The sequence below is a fragment of the Streptomyces sp. NPDC020898 genome, assembly GCF_044333925.1.
Taxonomy (GTDB): Bacteria; Actinomycetota; Actinomycetes; order Streptomycetales; family Streptomycetaceae; genus Streptomyces.
Genome location: NZ_JBIRRV010000003.1, coordinates 103,346 through 121,046 on the forward strand (window position 1 = coordinate 103,346; position 17,701 = coordinate 121,046).

11 protein-coding genes and 1 pseudogene are annotated in these 17,701 nt (G+C 68.9%); 6 read left to right on the top strand and 6 right to left on the bottom strand.

What is annotated here, in order from left to right:
• The first annotated feature begins 474 nt into the window (after nucleotides 1-474).
• Nucleotides 475-2,490 (top strand): glycosyl hydrolase, encoded by a 2,016-nt coding sequence (locus ACH4TV_RS11560; RefSeq protein WP_398396767.1) that lies wholly within the window; start codon nucleotides 475-477, stop codon nucleotides 2,488-2,490.
• Between the two features lie 268 nt (nucleotides 2,491-2,758).
• Nucleotides 2,759-3,322 (top strand): MBL fold metallo-hydrolase, encoded by a 564-nt coding sequence (locus ACH4TV_RS11565; protein WP_398396769.1) that lies wholly within the window; start codon nucleotides 2,759-2,761, stop codon nucleotides 3,320-3,322.
• Between the two features lie 238 nt (nucleotides 3,323-3,560).
• Here the strand turns inward: ACH4TV_RS11565 and ACH4TV_RS11570 are convergent, their stop codons facing one another.
• The 3 genes from ACH4TV_RS11570 to ACH4TV_RS11580 all read right to left on the bottom strand — a co-directional run bounded on the left by ACH4TV_RS11570 (nucleotide 3,561) and on the right by ACH4TV_RS11580 (nucleotide 8,351).
• Complete coding sequence (locus ACH4TV_RS11570; RefSeq protein WP_398396771.1) at nucleotides 3,561-4,526, bottom strand: glycoside hydrolase family 6 protein; 966 nt, start codon at nucleotides 4,524-4,526, stop codon at nucleotides 3,561-3,563.
• Between the two features lie 94 nt (nucleotides 4,527-4,620).
• On the bottom strand, nucleotides 4,621-6,663 hold the full coding sequence (locus ACH4TV_RS11575) for a non-reducing end alpha-L-arabinofuranosidase family hydrolase (protein WP_398396773.1): 2,043 nt from the start codon (nucleotides 6,661-6,663) through the stop codon (nucleotides 4,621-4,623).
• 53 nt (nucleotides 6,664-6,716) lie between these two features.
• Nucleotides 6,717-8,351: a glycoside hydrolase 43 family protein gene (locus tag ACH4TV_RS11580; protein WP_398397750.1), complete on the bottom strand. Its 1,635-nt coding sequence runs from the start codon at nucleotides 8,349-8,351 to the stop codon at nucleotides 6,717-6,719.
• Between the two features lie 363 nt (nucleotides 8,352-8,714).
• Here ACH4TV_RS11580 and ACH4TV_RS11585 point away from each other — a divergent pair.
• Nucleotides 8,715-9,754 (top strand): annotated as a pseudogene (locus ACH4TV_RS11585) (hypothetical protein); the annotation flags it as partial.
• Between the two features lie 63 nt (nucleotides 9,755-9,817).
• On the opposite strand, the gene ACH4TV_RS11590 reads toward ACH4TV_RS11585, so the two are convergent.
• The 3 genes from ACH4TV_RS11590 to ACH4TV_RS11600 form a co-directional block, all read right to left on the bottom strand.
• Nucleotides 9,818-10,798, bottom strand: coding sequence for an HpcH/HpaI aldolase/citrate lyase family protein (locus ACH4TV_RS11590; RefSeq protein ID WP_398396775.1), 981 nt, complete (start codon nucleotides 10,796-10,798; stop codon nucleotides 9,818-9,820).
• Nucleotides 10,788-12,005, bottom strand: coding sequence for a CaiB/BaiF CoA transferase family protein (locus ACH4TV_RS11595; protein WP_398396777.1), 1,218 nt, complete (start codon nucleotides 12,003-12,005; stop codon nucleotides 10,788-10,790). The genes ACH4TV_RS11590 and ACH4TV_RS11595 overlap by 11 nt, the downstream gene beginning before the upstream one ends.
• 123 nt (nucleotides 12,006-12,128) lie before the next feature.
• A complete protein-coding gene (locus ACH4TV_RS11600; RefSeq protein WP_398396779.1) occupies nucleotides 12,129-13,055 on the bottom strand; it encodes a LysR substrate-binding domain-containing protein in 927 nt (308 codons plus the stop codon).
• A gap of 183 nt (nucleotides 13,056-13,238) precedes the next feature.
• Between ACH4TV_RS11600 and ACH4TV_RS11605 the strand changes: the two genes are divergently transcribed.
• The 3 genes from ACH4TV_RS11605 (at nucleotide 13,239) to ACH4TV_RS11615 (ending at nucleotide 17,675) form a co-directional block, all read left to right on the top strand.
• Entirely contained in the window at nucleotides 13,239-14,636 is a 1,398-nt protein-coding gene (locus ACH4TV_RS11605; protein ID WP_398396781.1) for a CitMHS family transporter, read from the top strand.
• 177 nt (nucleotides 14,637-14,813) lie between these two features.
• A complete protein-coding gene (locus tag ACH4TV_RS11610) occupies nucleotides 14,814-16,208 on the top strand; it encodes a prolyl oligopeptidase family serine peptidase (protein ID WP_398396783.1) in 1,395 nt (464 codons plus the stop codon).
• A gap of 195 nt (nucleotides 16,209-16,403) precedes the next feature.
• Nucleotides 16,404-17,675 carry a discoidin domain-containing protein gene (locus ACH4TV_RS11615; RefSeq protein WP_398396785.1) on the top strand — a complete coding sequence of 424 codons (1,272 nt, stop codon included), beginning with the start codon at nucleotides 16,404-16,406 and terminating at the stop codon, nucleotides 17,673-17,675.
• Nucleotides 17,676-17,701 lie beyond the last annotated feature (26 nt).

Genomic DNA, 17,701 nt, shown 5'->3' on the forward strand with positions numbered 1-17,701 from the left:
TCGCCCTTGCCGTCGTGGACTGGGTCAAGGTTCCCTCCGACGAAGCCCGTTAGGGCAACAATGCCTGCGGTCGGACCCACTGCCTCAGCGTTTGGAACGTGGTCAGCGACGGTCCGAACGCCTGGGCCGCCGGCCACCGCGGACGGCTCGCCCCTCTCCTCGGACACTCCGACCTCAGAAGCCAGTAGTGGCGGGCCGGGTTCACCGCTCCGCGTCGCAGACTCGCGAGTGCAAGACGGCTCGTCCCTCCGGAATGAGACGGCTGTACGACGGCCGACCGAGCAGGCCGTCTGTCCAGCACAACCTGAGCGTCGCGCCGGCCCGGCATGCGACAACGGCGCCCTCCGCCATGCGCGATGACGCGCGGCGCCGCCGACGGGAGGCTCCCGGCTCACGGCACCCCCCCCAGCGCGGCGCACCCGCCCTCGGTGGGCCACCCTTCTGCCCGAGATCGCACGTCAAAAGGAGACGTACATGTCCAGCTCTCCCCTGGAGCGTCGCACCTTCGTCCTCCTCGCTGCCGCCGTCGCCGTGGCAGCCGGCGCCCGAACACCGATGGCCGCCGCGGCGACCTCCCCCTCGGTGCCCACTGGTGTGCCGGCGCGGGTCCGGATCGTCGACGACAGGGCAACTCCCGCCACCCGCTCGCTGTTCGCGTACCTGAAGCGGCAGCAGGGCAGGGGAATCCTGTTCGGTCATCAGCACGACCTCACCTACGGCTTCACCTTCACCACTCCCGACGGCAAGGCGTCCGATACCAGGGCGGCGGTGGGCGACTACCCCGCGGTCTTCGGCTGGGACACCCTCGTCCTCGACGGCGACGAACGCCCCGGCACCCAGGACGGAACCGAAGCCGAGAACATCGCCGCACTCAGCCGGTGCATCAAGCAGGGGGACGCACGCGGCGGGATCAACACCCTCACCGCCCACATGCCGAACTTTGTCACCGGCGAGGACTTCTACGACACAACGGGCCGAGTGGTCGGCCAGATCCTTCCCGGAGGCGCGAAGCACGCGGACTTCAATGCCTTCCTCGACCGCATCGCGAAGGCGGTCAAGGGCGCGCGGCGTTCGGACGGCACCTTGATCCCGGTGATCCTCCGCCCCTTCCACGAGAACAACGGAGGCTGGTTCTGGTGGGGCGCAGGCCACACCACCTCGGGCGAGTTCATCGAGCTGTTCCGCTACACCGTCGAGTACCTGCGTGACACCAGAGGCGTCCACAACCTGCTCTACGCCTACTCGCCCAACTCGAGTTTCGGAGGCGCCCCGACCGGCTACCTGAAGACCTACCCGGGCGACCGGTTCGTCGACATCCTCGGCTACGACTCCTACGACGAAGCCGCCGGACCGACCGCCTGGCTGGACGGTCTGGTGAGGGACCTGGCGATGGTGGTCCAGCTGGCGAACGAGCGAGGCAAGGTGCCGGCCTTCACCGAGTTCGGGGAGAGCGGTACCGAGGTCCGCGACCCGCAGTGGTTCACCCAACTGCTGCAGGCCGTCAAGGCGGACCCGTCGGCCCGTCAGATGACGTACATGCTCACCTGGGCCAACTTCGGAGGCACCAAGCGCGCTTATGTGCCGTACCCCGGCCACGCCCTGCTGCCGGACTTCGTCAAGTACCACCAGGACCCCTACGCCCTGTTCGCCGCAGATCTCCGGGGGGTGTACTCCGCTCGCACCACCGCGGTCAGGAACGCCCCGTTCATGCACCTCGTGACCCCCACGGACCGACAGCGCGTGACGGCCTCCAAGACCACCCTCCGGGTACGCGTCACGCCCGCGCGGGCGAGCCGGGTCACCTACTCCGTGAACGGCGGACGCGCCAGACCGCTGCGCCTCGACCCCGACGGCTTCTACTCAGGCGACTGGTCGATCGACCCGGCCTTGCGGAACAACCGTTCGGTTGCCCTCAGCGTGAGCGCGCGGGTGCACGGCGAGACGCTCACCGACTCGGCCGTGGTCCTCCTCGGCGAGGTCGCACCGCTGCCTGCAGGTTGGGTCGACGACTTCGAGGGATACGCCGGAGACGACGCCGCCCTGAGCGAGGCGTACACCCATACCAACTCCCACACCATCGCACTGTCGCCCGACCACAAGTCCTCGGGCTCCTACGGACTGGCCTACGCGTACGACTTCACCGGCTCCGAGTACACCGGCATAGGCAGGTCGGTCGTCGCGGACTGGTCCGCTTTCACGTCCCTGGCGCTGTGGCTGCGGGGCGACGGTTCCGAAAACGCCGGGGCGTTCGAGATCGTCGCTGACGGAGTCCCATTCCAGTACCGGTTCCCGCTGGCCGACACGAACGGACAGGAGATGAGGACACCCTTCAGCGAGTTCGGGCCCGCTCCCTGGGACACCGCACACACCGGAGCCGTGCTCGACGCGGCTCGTCTGGCCAAGGTGACGGCGTTCAATCTGTACCTCGGCCGTGGCAGCGGCACGGCTACCAAGGGTGTGGTGTACGTCGACAACATCAGGGCCGAATGACACACCCGGCGCAGGTTCAACGCGCTGGAGAGCTTCCTTCTCGGTTCGGCCCTCGACCTTGTCGCGCCGCCGGTGATGGTCTCCGACGTGACCCGCCAGACCGTCCCCCACCTCAGCGCCGTACTCGACGACACCCCCACCGACCACCGCCGGGCCGAGCTAGCGTTCGACATCGGTCTCCGGGCCTGCTCACCGGCTTCCGAGCGCTCTTTCCCCGGTGACCGGCTCGTACGGCCCCACACCGCACCCGTCCCCCGAGGAGCCACTCATGACCGCTGCCTTCCACGTCCTGACCACCGGCTACGCCGACACGCGGGTGGCCGGCACCGTCACCCTGCTCGTCGACGGCCGGACGGTCGCGATCGCCGATCCCGGCATGGTCGCGGACCGCCGACTCATCCTGGACCCGCTCGCGCACCATGGACTGAACCCCGAAGACGTCACCGACGTGATCTTCAGCCACCACCATCCGGATCACACGCTGAACGCGGCCCTGTTCCCCCGCGCCCGCTTCCACGATCACATGGCCATCTACCAGAACGACATCTGGGAGGACCGCGATGCCGACGGATATCAGCTGTCGCCGTCGATCACGCTCATGACGACCCCCGGCCACACCGCCGAGGACGTCAGCACCCTGGTCACGGCCGCCGAGGGCCTGGTGGTCCTGACCCATCTGTGGTGGACCGCCGAGGGACCCGCCGACGACCCCTTCGCGCCCGACCGCGAACAGCTGCGGGCGGCCAGGGAGAAGGTCCTGGCCCTCGGCCCGGCGCTGATCGTGCCAGGACACGGGGCACCCTTCGTGCCGTCGGCGTCGACGCCCGTCTGATGAGTTCTGCCCATCGTCAGGCTTCCGTCGTCCGAAGACAGCCCCTGAGATGCGGCGATGGCTACTGTCCGGTACCGCTTGCTCGGCGTCGTTGACCTGCACACCTTCCTGCGCCCACTCGACTCCGACGTGCTGGGCTGGTCCCGGTACGACGGGACCAGCCGGCCCCGTCCGACGACCGGTGACAGCGATGAGCCGCCCTACCCCGGTACCGGAACTGCGCCCGAGCGGACCCGGATCAGGAGCCGTAGATCATCTTGTAGGCGACCTCGGGGAGGAACTGTCCGGCCGAGGAGCCGCTGCCGGCGCCGCAGTTGCCGTCGGACTCACCCGGGACCTTGATCCACAGGAGCATCTCGGCGCCTCCCCCCAGCTGGGTGGGCGTGCCGATCCGGCGTCCTGAGGGGTTGCACCACTGGCCGTTGGAGCCGTTTCCGTTGCGGCTGGTGTCCACGACGAACGGCTTGGTATAGCCGTACCGCGCGCTCAGTTCACTGTTGACGGCGTTGCCGTACGCGGTGTTCTCGCCCGTGGTCAGGTAGTTGGAGATGTTGAGTGAGAAGCCGTGCGCCTGTCGCAGGCCTGCTTCGTGGAGGCGCCGGGCCATGGTCGCCGCGCTCGCCCAGGCCGGGTTGCCGGAGTCGAGATAGACCCAGGTGTTGGGGGCCTGGCGGTTGAACTCGGCGAGGGCGCCGGTGAGCATGGCCTTGCGTTCGTCGATCTGGGCCTGGTTCATGCAGCCGTAGTCCCCGAGGGAGTCCGGTTCGAGGAGGACGACGGCCGGGCGGCCCGCGATCCCGCCCGCGAACTGGGCGATCCAGTTCGCGTAGGCGGACGGCGAGGAGGCTCCGCCCGCGGAGTGCCCGCCGCAGTAGTCGCGGTTGTAGATGTTGTAGGCGACCAGGAGGGGCAGCTTGTCCCGGGCGTCCGCGGCGCCCACGTACGCGCCGGCGGCGGTGCCGATGGTGCCGCTCCAGGAGCCGAACCAGCGGGCCGTCGGGGTGTTGGCGATGGAGGCGTTGATCGCGGACGTTCGGCCGTCGCCGGGGTTGGCGGCGGTCCACCGCTTCGCGCTGGAGTCGGGGTCCGCGTAGAACCCGCTGGTCATGGTCGTCAGGTCCGCCGCGTGGGCGGACGGTGCGGTGGCGAGCGCCAGTGGCAGCGAGGAGAGTGCTGCTGCCAGGGCGAGCAGTCTGCGGCGCATGACGGTACCTCGGTTCTCTGACAGGGATGCGTCCGATGGTCGGCGGTGCGGTGGGGAGCGCTCCCATCGGAAGCGCTCTCCACCGCACGGCCGGTCAGCAGGTCGAGTTGGTCTGGGTCAGAAGGCCGAGCCGCCACGGGAGGAGGTTGTAGTCGCCGCCCGCGTTGGGGTCCATGCCCTGGTAGAGGTACTGGAGCCGACAGGAGGGGATGGTGAGTGTCTGGTCGTAGCCGGCGCGGATCAACTCGCCGTGACTGATGTCCCGGGTCCAGGCGCCTGCGGGGAAGCTGACGTTGTTCGCCCGGGCGAAGGGATTGCTCTCGGATACGGCGAGCTGCGTCCAGGAGCCGCCGAGGCTGGTGGCGGTCCAGGAACGGAAGTAGCGCCGCCCGTCGGAACCGATGGCCTCGACGAGGAGCAGGTACTGGTTGCTGCCTTGCACCTTGTACACGTTGCTCGCCTCGAAGAGGGCGAATTTGGAGTCCTTCAGCGCGATGACGGTGTTGGTGAAGCCGTTGGGGAACTGGCCGACGGTTGTCTGGGAGCGGTACAGGTGTCCGTTGTCGTCGGAGGAGAACAGGTAGCAGTTGGCGCTGTCGCAGATCACCCACATGTCGACCCAGTAGCCGTTGCCGATGTTCTGCTTGATGATGTCGGGCATCGACGAGTAGAAGTTGCGTGGTGCGCTCCACCCGTTCGGGTTGCTGATGTCTGGGTTGGTGGAGTAGGAGGCGTTGCCGGTCTGGTAGACGAGGTACCACAGGCGTTGCGGTGCGTTGTAGAAGACTTGCGGCGCGGCCCGGTAGCCGGCGCCGATGGCGCTGCGGTCCAGGTAGTGGTGCGTGGCCGAGCCGGCCTGGGACCAGTCGGTGAAGTTCAGGTAGACCAGGTTGTATCCGGAGGCGCTCGCGGTACTGGCGAACACGTGGTACCTGCCGTTGTACTGGACGACCGTCGGATCCTTGACGGCGGCGATGTTGTGCGTCGCGTCGGACTTCGGCCCGATCATGGCGCCGCTGGAGCTCCACGAGTACCTGCTGGGCAGGGCGGCGGCGTCGGGGGCACCGCGGGTGGTGGCGGGCGTGCCGCCCAGTGCCGTCAGCGCCGCGTTGTACGCCGGCTTCTTGTTGCCGCCCCGGTCGAACAGCAGCGGGTTCTCGTTGCCGCGCCAGGAGTCACTGTCGCGGATGCCCCAGACGGTGATGCCGGTGCAGCGCGCTACGTTCATACAGGCCTTGACCGTGTTCGCGTACGCGTTCGGCGACGCCTGCGCGATGTCCAGTTCGGTGATCTGGACGTCCACGCCGAGTGCGGCGAAGCTCGACACCGTCGTCTGGAAGCTGCCGGGGGGACCGCCGGCGCCGAAGTGGGCCTGGAGGCCGACGCAGTCGATGGGTACGCCGCGCGCCTTGAAGTCGCGCACCATGCGGTAGACGCCCTGGGTCTTGGCGGCGTTCCAGTCCTCGATGTTGTAGTCGTTGTAGCAGAGCTTGGCCCCTGGGTCGGCCGTCCGGGCCGTGCGGAACGCCTCTTCCAGGAAGCCGTTGCCCAGCACGTCCCGGAAGACCGAGCTGCGGAGCTGACCGCTGCCGCCGTCAGTGAATGCCTCGTTCACCACGTCCCAGGAGTGGATCTTTCCCCGGTAGCGGTTCGCCACGGTGGTGATGTGGTTGTTCATCACACTGCGCAGGGTGTTCGCGTCCCTGATGGAGCTGACCCAGCCGGGCAGTTGGGAGTGCCACACCAGGGTGTGGCCACGCATGCGCTGACCCTGGGACGTCGCGCGGTTGACGATCTGGTCGGCGGGGCCGAAGGTGAAGCGACCGCGGGACGGCTCGGTCGCGTCCCACTTCAACTCGTTCTCGGGCGTGACCGAGTTGAACTCACGGCCAAGGATGCCGGTGTACGTACCGTCGCCGAGCCGGCCTGCGGCCACGGCGGTTCCGAAGTACCGTCCGGACTGGGCCGCCTGGGCACCCAGGGTGGAGGCCCGAACGGTGTCGGACGCGCCGGTCGCGCGGGTCGTGCCGGGTGCGTCGGACGCGCCGGTCGCGGTCCCGGGTGTTGCCAGGACGGTCGCGGCCAGCAGGCCCAGGACCGAGGTTCGGCGACAGCCGAGCCGTTTCAGCGGGTTCATCGTTCTCCTCGTGAGGTGGGCGGGGGGTTGCGTGGTGCGATCGGTGGACCTCCTCAGGGCGTGGTCAGCTCGAACCGGGTGACGCGGACGGCGCCGCCGAGTGTCTGGGTGGCGTGGTTGAAGAGGGCGAATCGGTAACCCATGAAGAAACGCCAGTCGTTGCCCAGGGAGAAGGCGGGGCCGAGGCGGGTGAAGGTGATGCCGTCGGCGCTGTAGGAGAAGGTTCCGGGGCGTCCGGTGCCGGGGCGGATGTCTGCGTTCGCGCGCAGCCAGATGCGGCTGCCGGACGCCGTCGCGCTCGCGACCTCGGTGCCGGTGTTGGTGGTGTTCCAGTTGGTGTCCATGGTCAGCGTGTTGACCATCACCACCCGCGTCGTACCGCCGTCGCGCTTGAGCCCGATCCATGCGGAGGAGTCCCGCAGCAGTGCGAGTCCGGCCCGGTCGCCGTCCCGCATCGCCAAGAAGTCGAGCTGGATGGTGGCGGTGGAAGTGGGGCCCTGGATGCGGTGGGTGAGGGTGTTGCGCGCCCAGTACAGGTCGTTGGTGACCGTGGCGGTCCGCAGGGTCAGGCCGTTGTTCACCGACCACTTGGTGTTGTCCGGGTTGTGGTTCCACTCCCACTTCGGCTTGAGGGTCGTGCCGTCGAAGGTGTCGACGCCGGTCATGGGGGTGACCTGGCGGGGCGGAGTGGGCACGGTCGGGTTGGGATACGAGGTGCCCCATGCGCCGTTGACGAGTTGCACGACGGGCCAGCCGTCCGCCGTCCAGGTGACCGGTGCCAGGGCGGGCATCCGGCCGCCGGGGTAGGCGTCGACGAAGGCCAGGTAGTACCAGGCGCCGTTCTGTGTCTGCACCAGCCCGCCCTGGTGCGGGACTCCGCCGCCGGGGATGGGCCCGCGCAGGTCGAGGAGGACCTGCCGCATCGTGTACGGACCGAAGGGGCCGCTCGACGACTTCAGGATGTACTGGCCGTTCGCGGGACGGGTCAGGAAGATGTAGTACTGCCCGTTGATCTTGTAGAAGCGCGCACCCTCCAGGGTGCCCACGCTCGACGGTGTCGTGAACACCTGCTGGGTACGGACCTGGTCGCGGCCGTCGGGCGAGAGCTGGGCCACGCTGATGGTGGTGTTCCCGTACGCCACGTACAGGGTGTCGTCGCTGTCGACGAGCAGCCCCGCGTCGTAGTACGGCGTGCCGATCGTCGTAAGTCGGCTCCACGGACCCTCGACGGCGGTGGCCGTGTAGACGTACGTCCTGGCGAAGTCGATCTGGCCGAGCCAGTAGAACGTCCTGTTGCTCGGCCGGTAGGCGAGCGACGACGCCCATATCCCTCTGACGTAGCCGCGTGCACCGTTCAGGTCGTACTTGGCGCCGAAGTCGAGGGCGGGCACCGAGTGACCGGCGATCTCCCAGTTCACCAGGTCGTACGAGCGCAGGACGGGGGCGCCCGGCGAGTAGTGCATGGTCGAGGCCGAGGCGTAGAAGGTGGCACCGACACGGATGACGTCGATGTCCGCGAAGTCCTGCCAGATCACCGGGTTCGTGAAGGCCGCCGCGGCCGCGGGGGGCGGCCCTTGGGCGGAGGCGGTGCCGGCGGCCGCTGTCGGAGGAAGCAGGGTGCCGGCGGTCAGGCCGGTGGCGGCCGTCAGTGCGCGGCGACGGGACAGAGTGTGATGAGTCCATGACATTTGCACGGTTGGCGTTCTCCTTCTGGAGCCCAGCCGTTGGCGGCTGGAGTTGTCCGGAGGGTGCCCTGCTGGTTCGCGCGGAGCGGCTGCTCTGTATACGAGATATCGAACGCGGATCGGCTTGCCGAGCATTCTGGATGATAGGGGGCCCGTGAATCCCGTCAATACCTCTCGCATGAATCGTCAGTGTCTTCGAAACATTCGAAGACATGTGATCCCATGTCGCCGCAGGCCAGTTGCCCAGGATGGGGGTAGATGCGCCACCTTCTGTGCGCCGGATGGCCGGATCGTGGAGGCAGTGCAGTGATGGGTGTTGACATGTTCGGCGGCCTCCCTAGCATCCGTGAGGCCCTTGGATTCCGAATGGCTCGCGAAATTTCGAGCCCATCTCTCCGGTGCGGCAAGGCCCCCGCCCTGACGAGCGGAACGCACACGATCCAGAGCGGCGGCAAGAGCCGCACCTTCATCCTGCGCATCCCGGACGGATACGACCGTAACCGCGCCCACCGGCTGGTCTTCGGGTTGCACTGGCTGGGCGGCGCGGCCACCGACGTCGCCACAGGCCGCACCGTGGAGACGGGCACGTGGGCCTACTACGGGCTCCAGCGACTGGCGAACAACAGCGCCATCTTTGTCGCGCCCCAGGGCCTCAACAACGGCTGGGCCAAGGCCGGCGGGGAGGACGTCACCCTCGTCGACGACATTCTCAGGCGCGTCGAGACGGACCTGTGCGTCGACACGACCCAGCGCTTCGCCCTGGGATTCAGCTACGGCGCCGCCATGTCGTACGCACTCGCGTGTTCCCGGGCGACGGTCTTCCGCGCGGTCGCGGTCCAGAGCGGAGGACAGCTCAGCGGATGCAGTGGCGGTACCCAGCCCATCGCCTACCTCGGGGTGCACGGCCTCAGGGACAACGTCCTCGGCATCTCCGGCGGCCGGGCGATGCGGGACAGGTTTGTCAGGAACAACGTCTGCACCGCACAGAACCCGCCCGACCCGGCGCAGGGCAGCCTGACGCACCGGGTCACCACCTGCTTGAGGTGCTCGGCCGGGCATCCGGTCGCCTGGGCCGCGTTCGACGAAGGGCATATCGCCGCGCCGCAGGACGGAGCCGCAGGTGACAGCGGCTCCAGGACCTGGCTGCCCGCAGAGGTTTCGACGAAGGGCATATCGCCGCGCCGCAGGACGGAGCCGCAGGTGACAGCGGCTCCAGGACCTGGCTGCCCGCAGAGGTGTGGAAGTTCTTCACCCAGTTCCAGACCTCCAACCCGCCGCCGGGGACGGCGGCCTGCCGGGTCACCGCCACCGTCAGCGCCGGGAACACCGGCCTGTCGTCGAACCTCAGTGTCACCAACACCGGCACCACCGCGATCGACGGCTGGTCCCTCGTCCTCACCCTGCCGCCCGCCCGCCCGCCGCCCGCCGTCGGCGATCAGAGGACGCTGAACGTCACGGGCCCGCGGCCTCTACGCGGAACTCGTACTACGCGCCACGCGAGCCCGCGCCCTGTGTCGTTCCAGAACGAGGCGGGCCGTACGGGCCATGGCCTCGTCGACCATCTCACCCTGGAAGGTCACGGCACCCGTCCCGTCCCTCTGTGCCGCCTCGACCGCCGCGATCAGCTCTGCGTAGCGGGCGAGTTCGGCGGAGCTGGGAGAGAACACCTCGTTGATCACGGGGACATGGGAGGGATGGATCGCCATCATGCCCTCGTAGCCGAGGGAGCGGTTCTGTTCGGCGAAGGCGCGCAGCCCCGGCAGGTCGGTGATGCGCGTCCACAATCCGCTGACCGGGCACGGCACTCCGGCCGCCCTGGCGTCCAGCAGCACGCGGGAGCGCAGCGCCACCGTTTCGGTACCCTCTGGGCTCCAGCGGTAGCCGACGGCGCGTTCCACGTCGCCGCCGGGGGCGCTGAGAGCGCACAAGTAGGCGATGCGCGAGGCGGCTCGGGCGATGTCGTAGGCCTCGCGCAGGCCGCGCGCCGTCTCCAGCAGAGGCACCAGGGCGATGTGTCCCGGCGGCAGCCCCTGTTCCTGTTCGCACCAGCCCAGCAGCCGGTCGGCAAGCTTCACGTCCTGGGCGCAGCGGACCTTGGGCAGGACGACACCGGCGAGCCCGGGCCGTACGACCGCCCGCAGTTCCTCGGCCCCCGCCCAGTCTTCCAGCGGGTTGACACGGACGAACAGCGCCATCTGTCCCGCCTGCTCGGCCGACGCGGCGGCGGCCCGTGCGACGGCGTCGGCCACCTGCGCGCGGGCGGCGAGCTTGCCCGCGGTGGGCACCGCGTCCTCCAGGTCGAGGACGGCCGCGTCGGCGCCCGCCGCCCGGGCCTTGGGCAGCCAGTCGGTTCTGGTGCCGGGGACGAAGAGCAGGGAGCGCAGCGGGGGCCGGCCGACCGCTCCCGCGTCCACCTCGGCAGGGCTCTCCGGAGACGCCTCAGATGACATCGCTCTTCTCCAGGTCGGCCAGCTCTTCCGCGCCGAGTCCGAGCCACTGCCCGTAGACCAGGTGGTTGTCCTGCCCGAGGGCGGGCCCCGTCCGCCAGATCTGCCCGGGGCGCTGCCGGAAGTGCGGGATCACCGCCTGCATACGCACCGGACCGAGGTCGGGGTCGTCGACGGTGACGATGTCCTCGCGTTCGGCGTACACGGGGTCGGCGGCGATGTCCGCGGCGTCGAACACCCGTGAGGCCACGACCTCGGTACGGGCGAACTCCTCCAGGCACTCGGCGGTGTCGCGCTCCGCCACCCAGTTCCGCAGGCCCTCGTCCAACTGTTCGCGCCGGTCGTACTGTTGCTGGGCCGTGATGAACTCTGTCTCGGGAAGCCCCAGCAGGCGGGCGATGTTGTGGACCGAGCGCAGCGTCGCGGAGGTCACCGTGATCCACTCGCCGTCGCGGGAGCGGTAGGTGTTGATCACGGCCCCCGGGGCGACCGCCAACTGGTTGCCGGAGCGTTCCGGTACTCGTCCCAACTGGTCGTGGACGATGACCTGCCACTCGACCAGACGGAACAGGGACTCGAAGAGAGCGAGGTCGATCCACTCGCCGTCGAACCCGGGGTCGTGGTCGCGGCGGTGGAGGGCGGCGAGGACGGCGTAGGCGCCCATCAGACCGGTCACGGCGTCGCCGTGCGAGAAGCCGGTGTGCACGGGCGGGCCGTCGGGAAAGCCGGTCAGGTGGACGACACCGCTGCGTGCCTCACCCACCTTGCCGAAGCCGGGGGCGTCCGCCTGTGACGAGGTGGCGCCGAAGCCGGAGATCTGCAGCAGCACGGCCCGGGGGTTGATCCGGTGCACGGAGTCCCAGTCGAGTCCCCAGCTGCGCAGGCGTCCCGCGCGCAGGGTGACGATGACCACGTCCGCCCAGGCGACCAGCCGGTGGGCGACGCGTCGGCCGGCCTCGTGGTGCAGATCGAGGGTGACGGAGCGTTTGTTGCGGCCGGCGACCTTGAACCACAGGGGAACACCGTCACGTTGGGGCCCCATGGCGCGGGCCGCGTCCCCGGCGCCGGGGGGTTCTACGTGTACGACGTCGGCCCCTTGGTCGGCGAGCATCGAGCCCGCCAGCGGACCGGCGACCACATGGGCGAACTCGACCACTTTCAGGCCGTGCAACTGCCCGCTTCCGGTGGTGTTCCGCTCGTCGTCCGACACCGATGCGCTCCTTTGGCTGTCCGTTGTTTTTCAGACTGCCGGAGCGGAGAAATGCCTGTCGAGCAACAGAAGGCCATCAATCAATGCGAAAAACGCATGAATGAGGGAGGTCGGTGCGCGGGCTCAAGCCCACGAAACCCCGGGCGGAAGTGGACGCCTCTGGAGGCGGAACTCTTCGAGTGCCTCCAGGAACCGCTCCGTCACGGTCGGGAGCGTTCGTCGAGCGCGCAGCGCGATGTCCAGGCGCCGGTCCACCACGGGGTCCACCAGAGGACGGCAGACGACGGGTCCGGCACCCATGAGCGGGAGCACGAGGGCGGGCATCGCCGATACCCCGAGGCCGGCGGTCACCAGTCCGCCCACGGTCGCGATACTGCCCGCCTCGGCCGCCGGTGGCGCGTGCGCGTCGATCTGGGCGAACGCCGCGTCGGTGAGCCGGCGCACGCTCGAGTCGCGTCCGACGGCCAGGAACGGCTGACGAGCCAGGTCGTCCCAGGCGATCTCGTGGCGGTCGGCGAGCGGGTGGCCTTCCGGCAGCACCGCGAGGAAGCGGTCCCGGACCAGAGGGCGGTGCTCCAACTGCTCCGGCGGGCTGCCGACGGTGGTGATCGCGAAGTCGGCGTCGCCGGACAGGACCCGGTCCAGTACCGACCGCTCCAGGCCATCGAGGAGTCGTACCGCCACCTGTGGCCGCCGCTCGCGGAAGTCGGAGATCACCTGCGGCAGAAGCACCGCGGCGACGGAGGGGAGGGTGGCCACGGCGACCGTTCCCAACTCGCCGAGCAGGTATCGCCTGAGCTCCTTCATGCCTGCCCGGTGAGCGGTGACGATCTGCTCGGCGACACGCAGGGCCTCGACGCCCGCCGCGGTCAACTGCACGTTACGGGTGTCTCGTTCGAGGAGTTGCACGCCGAGCTGTCGCTCCAGATCCGCGACCGCGCGGCTGAGCGAGGACTGGGACACGTGCATCTCCGCGGCGGCCGCGGTGAAGCTCGTGGCCCGGGCGACGGCCGCGTATGCCGCCAGTTGACGCAGGGTGGTGGCCTCCATGGCCGACGAGCATAGGACTCGCCCGCTCGGATTGATGCGCTTATCGCATGGACAGATCTCGGTTTGATGCTGGACACCGATCCGCCGGTGCTTCGAAACTCTCGCGTAACACCTCGGCCTGCCCCAGCCCAGCTCCCGCCCACCGCCGCCGAGGGCCGTCTCCCCGAGAAAGCGAGCGCCGCCATGCTGGCAGCTCTGGGCTTCGCCACGATCGCCGTCCTACTGCTGCTCACCATGACCAAACGCGCCTCGGTACTCGTCGCTCTGATCCTGCTTCCGGTGCTGGCAGCGCTCATCGGTGGTTTCGCGGGTGATCTGGGCGAGTTGATTCTCGGTGGGCTGTCCAAGGTGGCTCCCACCGGCATCATGATCGCCTTCGCGGTCCTGTACTTCAGCCTGATGGTGGACGCCGGGCTCTTCGACCCCCTGATCCGCGGCCTGTTGCGCGTGGCGCGTGGCGACCCGTTGCGGATAACCGTCGCCACAGCCGTCCTCACCCTGTGCGTGGCCCTGGACGGTGACGGTGCCTCCACCTTCCTCATCACCGTCTCCGCACTGCTGCCGGTCTACAAGAGACTCGGTATGAACCCCCTTGTCCTGTCCGGCGTCGTCTGCCTGGGTGCGGGCGTGATGAACATGGTCCCCTGGGGTGGCCCGACGGTACGCGCCATGGCGGCACTGAAGCTGGACAGTTCCGAGGTCTTCAACCCCGTGCTGCCCGCGATGGGCTTCGGTGTCGTCTGGGTGCTGGTGGCCTCGTACGTGCTCGGCCGCCGGGAGCGCAACCGTCTTGCCGCGCTGTCCCCGCAGGGTCCGGCCACGGACGTGCGCGAGGGCGAGGACGAGCGGGACGACCGTGAACCCGCCGCTTCGACGACGACTGGCGGGGAGCGTCAGGCCCTCCGGGCTCCCGGGGACGGGCCCGGCACCGTCCGGGTCCCGCCGCTGCCGCGGACCTGGCGGACCTGGCTGAACATTTTCAATCTCCTGCTCACCATTGCCCTCGTGGTCTGCCTGATCCAGGAAGTGCTGCCGCTTCCGGTGCTGTTCGTCCTCGGGTTCGCGATCGCCCTGCTGGTCAACCACCCCACCTGGGAACAGCAACAGGCGCTGCTCGACAAGCACGCCAAGAGCGTGGTCCTCGTCACCACGATGATCTTCGCGGCCGGCGTCCTCACCGGGATCCTCACCGGCACCAGGATGATCGACGAGATGGCCGAGACACTCGTCTCCGTCGTCCCCGACTCCTTCGGCTCGCACCTGCCCGTGGCCGTGGCCGTCACCGGCATGCCGCTGAGCCTGGTCTTCACCCCGGACGCCTACTACTTCGGCGTACTGCCCGTACTCGCCGAGACCGCGCAGGGCTTCGGCACGGACCCGGCCGAGGTCGCCAGGGCCGCCATTCTCGGCCAGATGACCACGGGGTTCCCGCTCAGTCCGCTCACCGCGTCCACGTTCATCCTGGTCGGCATGAGCGGTGTGTCGCTCGGTGAACACCAGCGCTTCATCTTCCGCTGGGCCTTCGCCACCACCCTGGTCATGACCGCCGGCGCCCTGCTGACCGGTGCGTTCCCCCTGTGACCGGTGTCGCGGGCCTGCGGGGAGTCCCCGCAGGCCGCGGGCTCCCGGCAGCCACCGCACGTGCCGCTCAGGCCTCCAACGCGCCGCCCGCTTCAGGGAGTCCGGAGTACGGCGAACACCTCCACACACTCCAGGCACCCGATCCGGGTGCCCCACGGCCTACCGAGACGAGGACCCATGAGACCGATCAGCAGACGTACGGCGCTCGCAGTCACAGCAGGTGCGGTCGCGGCGCCGGCCGTGAGCACGGCACCCGCCGTGGCCGCCGACACCACGACAGCCACATCTGAAAGACGGCAGGTGACCTCCGGGCGCAATCCGGTCCTGCGAACGGACCTCGTCACGCGGGTGACGCCGAGGAACAACTGGCTGGTGACAGCCGTCGCCCTCCAGTACTCGCATCGCATCGACTTACGCGGCGGGGTGATCCCGCCCTCGGCCTTCCAGGTGAAGGCCACTGTGGGCGGGCAGACAGCGGCGCGCACGGTGACCCGGGTCTACTCCAGCACCATCGCCGAAGTGGACGACCGGTCTCGCCCAGGACGGCCGGGGGACCGCCTGATCATCGAACTCGACCCGAACGACTCCAACGCACGGGCCGCGGTCACCGATCCCCTTCCGCTCGACCGCGCCTACTCCGTCAGACAGCTGGTGGACGTGCACACCCCGGAAGGTGACCCAGTGCTCAGGGCCGGTCCGTTCGCGAGCCGGAACGACGACGTCATCACTCCCGTGGTCGACGACTTCGCCGCCGGTTCCTTCACCGACTCCGCGGGTTTCGAGCTGGACTTCCGGCTGTACCAGCCCGAGGGATTCGTACGGAACCCGCAGACGCGCACGCGGTACCCACTCGTCGTCACCCTGCATGGCGGTGGTGAAGTCGCGGACAACAACATGACCCAACTCACCTCCAACCGGATCGCGGTCACGTTCGCCAAACCGGAACGACAGCGCCGCGACCCCGCGTTCGTCCTCTCTCCGCAGATCCCCCTGCCCCGTCCCATGGACGGACCCGACGGCACGGACTGGACCGACGCCAAGGTCCAGGCCGCTCTGATCGAACTCATCGACACCTTCGTGAGCGAACACTCCCGAAACGTGGACACAGCCCGGCTCTATCTCGTCGGCCTGTCCTCGGGTGGGCGGGGTATCTACAGCCTGCTGGCGAAGCGACCCGACGTGTTCGCGGCTGCCCTGCCCACGGCCGGCTGGGGCGACTCGGCCACCATGGACAGGATCACGCACATCCCGATCTGGGCCGACCACTCCGTCGACGACCCGATCGTCCCCTACCGGGAGGGCCGGTTCGGCAAACCCGGCACCTGGACACTGATGAACGCGCTGGAGACCGCCGGCGCACGGGTCACCCGTGGGGAGTGGGCCAACGATCTACCGAAGGCGCAGTTCGAGGTCCGGTCCCGGGAGCTCCTACGGCAGGCCCGGGCCACGCGCAGTCACGTACTGTTCACGAGCTACCCGCCCGGAACGACACCGGTGAACCCCCACCTCGCATGGGCCCAGACGTATGAGAACGACGTGGTCATCGACTGGCTCTTCGCACAGTCCCGGTAGCCGCCGCACGCGGCGCCCTTCCCCTTTCTTCCGCACTGTGAGAGGTCACCTACCGGCGAATCCGGCGGCCCTCACAGCGCGGGCGCACCCCGCTGTCCGGTTACCGCGCTCTCACCGCTATCCGGAGGTAAAGCAATGCGTCCATCCCGTCGTTCCCTTCACACGGCCACGCCGTTACGGACCCGACGCCGTGCCATGACGGCACTGATCTCCCTGGCAACCACCATCGCCCTGGCGCTCACCCTGCTGACAGCCGCCGCCCCGCCGGCGGCCGCCGCCGACCTGCTGTCCCAGGGCAAACCCGCGACCTCCTCGTCCACCCAGAACACGTCCACTCCCGCGTCGGCGGCGGTGGACGGCAACACCGGGACGCGCTGGTCGAGCACGTTCAGCGATCCGCAGTGGCTGAGCATTGATCTGGGCGCCACTGCCGCCATCAGCCAGGTCGTGCTGCGCTGGGAGGCCGCGTACGCCCGCGCGTTCCAGATCCAGACCTCCGACAACGGCACCGCCTGGACCACCGTCCACTCGACCACGACCAGCACCGGCGGCGTACAGACCCTCGACGTGAACGGCAACGGCCGGTACGTCCGCTTCCAGGGCACCCAGCGCGGCACCGCCTACGGCTACTCGCTGTGGGAGTTCCAGGTGTACGGCTCCGGTGGCGGCGCCCCTCCGGGCAACGACATCCCGGACCCGACGACTGCCTCCCTGGAGGCCACCAACGGGCCGCTGACCACCGCCACCTACACCGTTCCCAGCCCAATCGGGTACGGCTCCGGCACGGTCACCTACCCCACCGGCAGTGGCTCGCACCCGGGCGTCGTACTGATGCCCGGCTATCAGGGCACACAGCAGAACCTGCAGTGGCTCGCACCCCGCCTCGCCTCCTGGGGCTTCGTCGTCATCAACGTCGGCACCAACACACTCACCGACGATCCCGCATCGCGCGGCCGCCAGATCACCGCCGCCGGCACCCAGTTGCTCGCGCTCGGCAACTCTGCCGGCAACCCGATATCGGGGAAGGTCAACGGCACGCTCGGGGCGGTCGGTCACTCGATGGGCGGCGGTGGCGTGATGGCGGCCCTCAGGGACGACTCGCGCTTCCGGGCGGGCGTGCCCACGGCCCCGTACTACCCGAACGTGAACTTCTCCGCAGTCACCGACCCCACGTTCTTCCTGACCTGTCAGAGTGACCCCGTCGCCCACGGCAACACCTACGCGGTGCCCTGGTACAACTCCATGTCCCAGGCCGAGAAGCTCTATGTCGAGGTTCCGGGCGACCATCTGTGCCCGATGACGGGCTCGGGCAACAAGGCCAAGCAGGGCAAGTGGATCGTTTCGTTCCTCAGTCTCTGGCTGCGTGCCGACACCCGCTTCAGCCCGTTCCTGTGCGGTCCCGTACGTGACGCCGACAAGAACGACACCTCCCTGGTCACGCGCTGGATGGACACCTGCCTGTTCTGATCGGCTCGCTCGGAGCGCTCCGCGGC

Bases quoted from the DNA above. Each gene is read 5' to 3' on its own strand.
- ACH4TV_RS11575 (WP_398396773.1), bottom strand. From the start codon at position 6,663: ATGAACCCGCTGAAACGGCTCGGCTGTCGCCGAACCTCGGTCCTGGGC.
- ACH4TV_RS11615 (WP_398396785.1), top strand. From the start codon at position 16,404: ATGACGGCACTGATCTCCCTGGCAACCACCATCGCCCTGGCGCTCACC.
- ACH4TV_RS11570 (WP_398396771.1), bottom strand. From the start codon at position 4,526: ATGCGCCGCAGACTGCTCGCCCTGGCAGCAGCACTCTCCTCGCTGCCA.
- ACH4TV_RS11560 (WP_398396767.1), top strand. From the start codon at position 475: ATGTCCAGCTCTCCCCTGGAGCGTCGCACCTTCGTCCTCCTCGCTGCC.
- ACH4TV_RS11580 (WP_398397750.1), bottom strand. From the start codon at position 8,351: ATGTCATGGACTCATCACACTCTGTCCCGTCGCCGCGCACTGACGGCC.
- ACH4TV_RS11590 (WP_398396775.1), bottom strand. From the start codon at position 10,798: ATGTCATCTGAGGCGTCTCCGGAGAGCCCTGCCGAGGTGGACGCGGGA.
- ACH4TV_RS11565 (WP_398396769.1), top strand. From the start codon at position 2,759: ATGACCGCTGCCTTCCACGTCCTGACCACCGGCTACGCCGACACGCGG.
- ACH4TV_RS11610 (WP_398396783.1), top strand. From the start codon at position 14,814: ATGAGACCGATCAGCAGACGTACGGCGCTCGCAGTCACAGCAGGTGCG.
- ACH4TV_RS11600 (WP_398396779.1), bottom strand. From the start codon at position 13,055: ATGGAGGCCACCACCCTGCGTCAACTGGCGGCATACGCGGCCGTCGCC.
- ACH4TV_RS11605 (WP_398396781.1), top strand. From the start codon at position 13,239: ATGCTGGCAGCTCTGGGCTTCGCCACGATCGCCGTCCTACTGCTGCTC.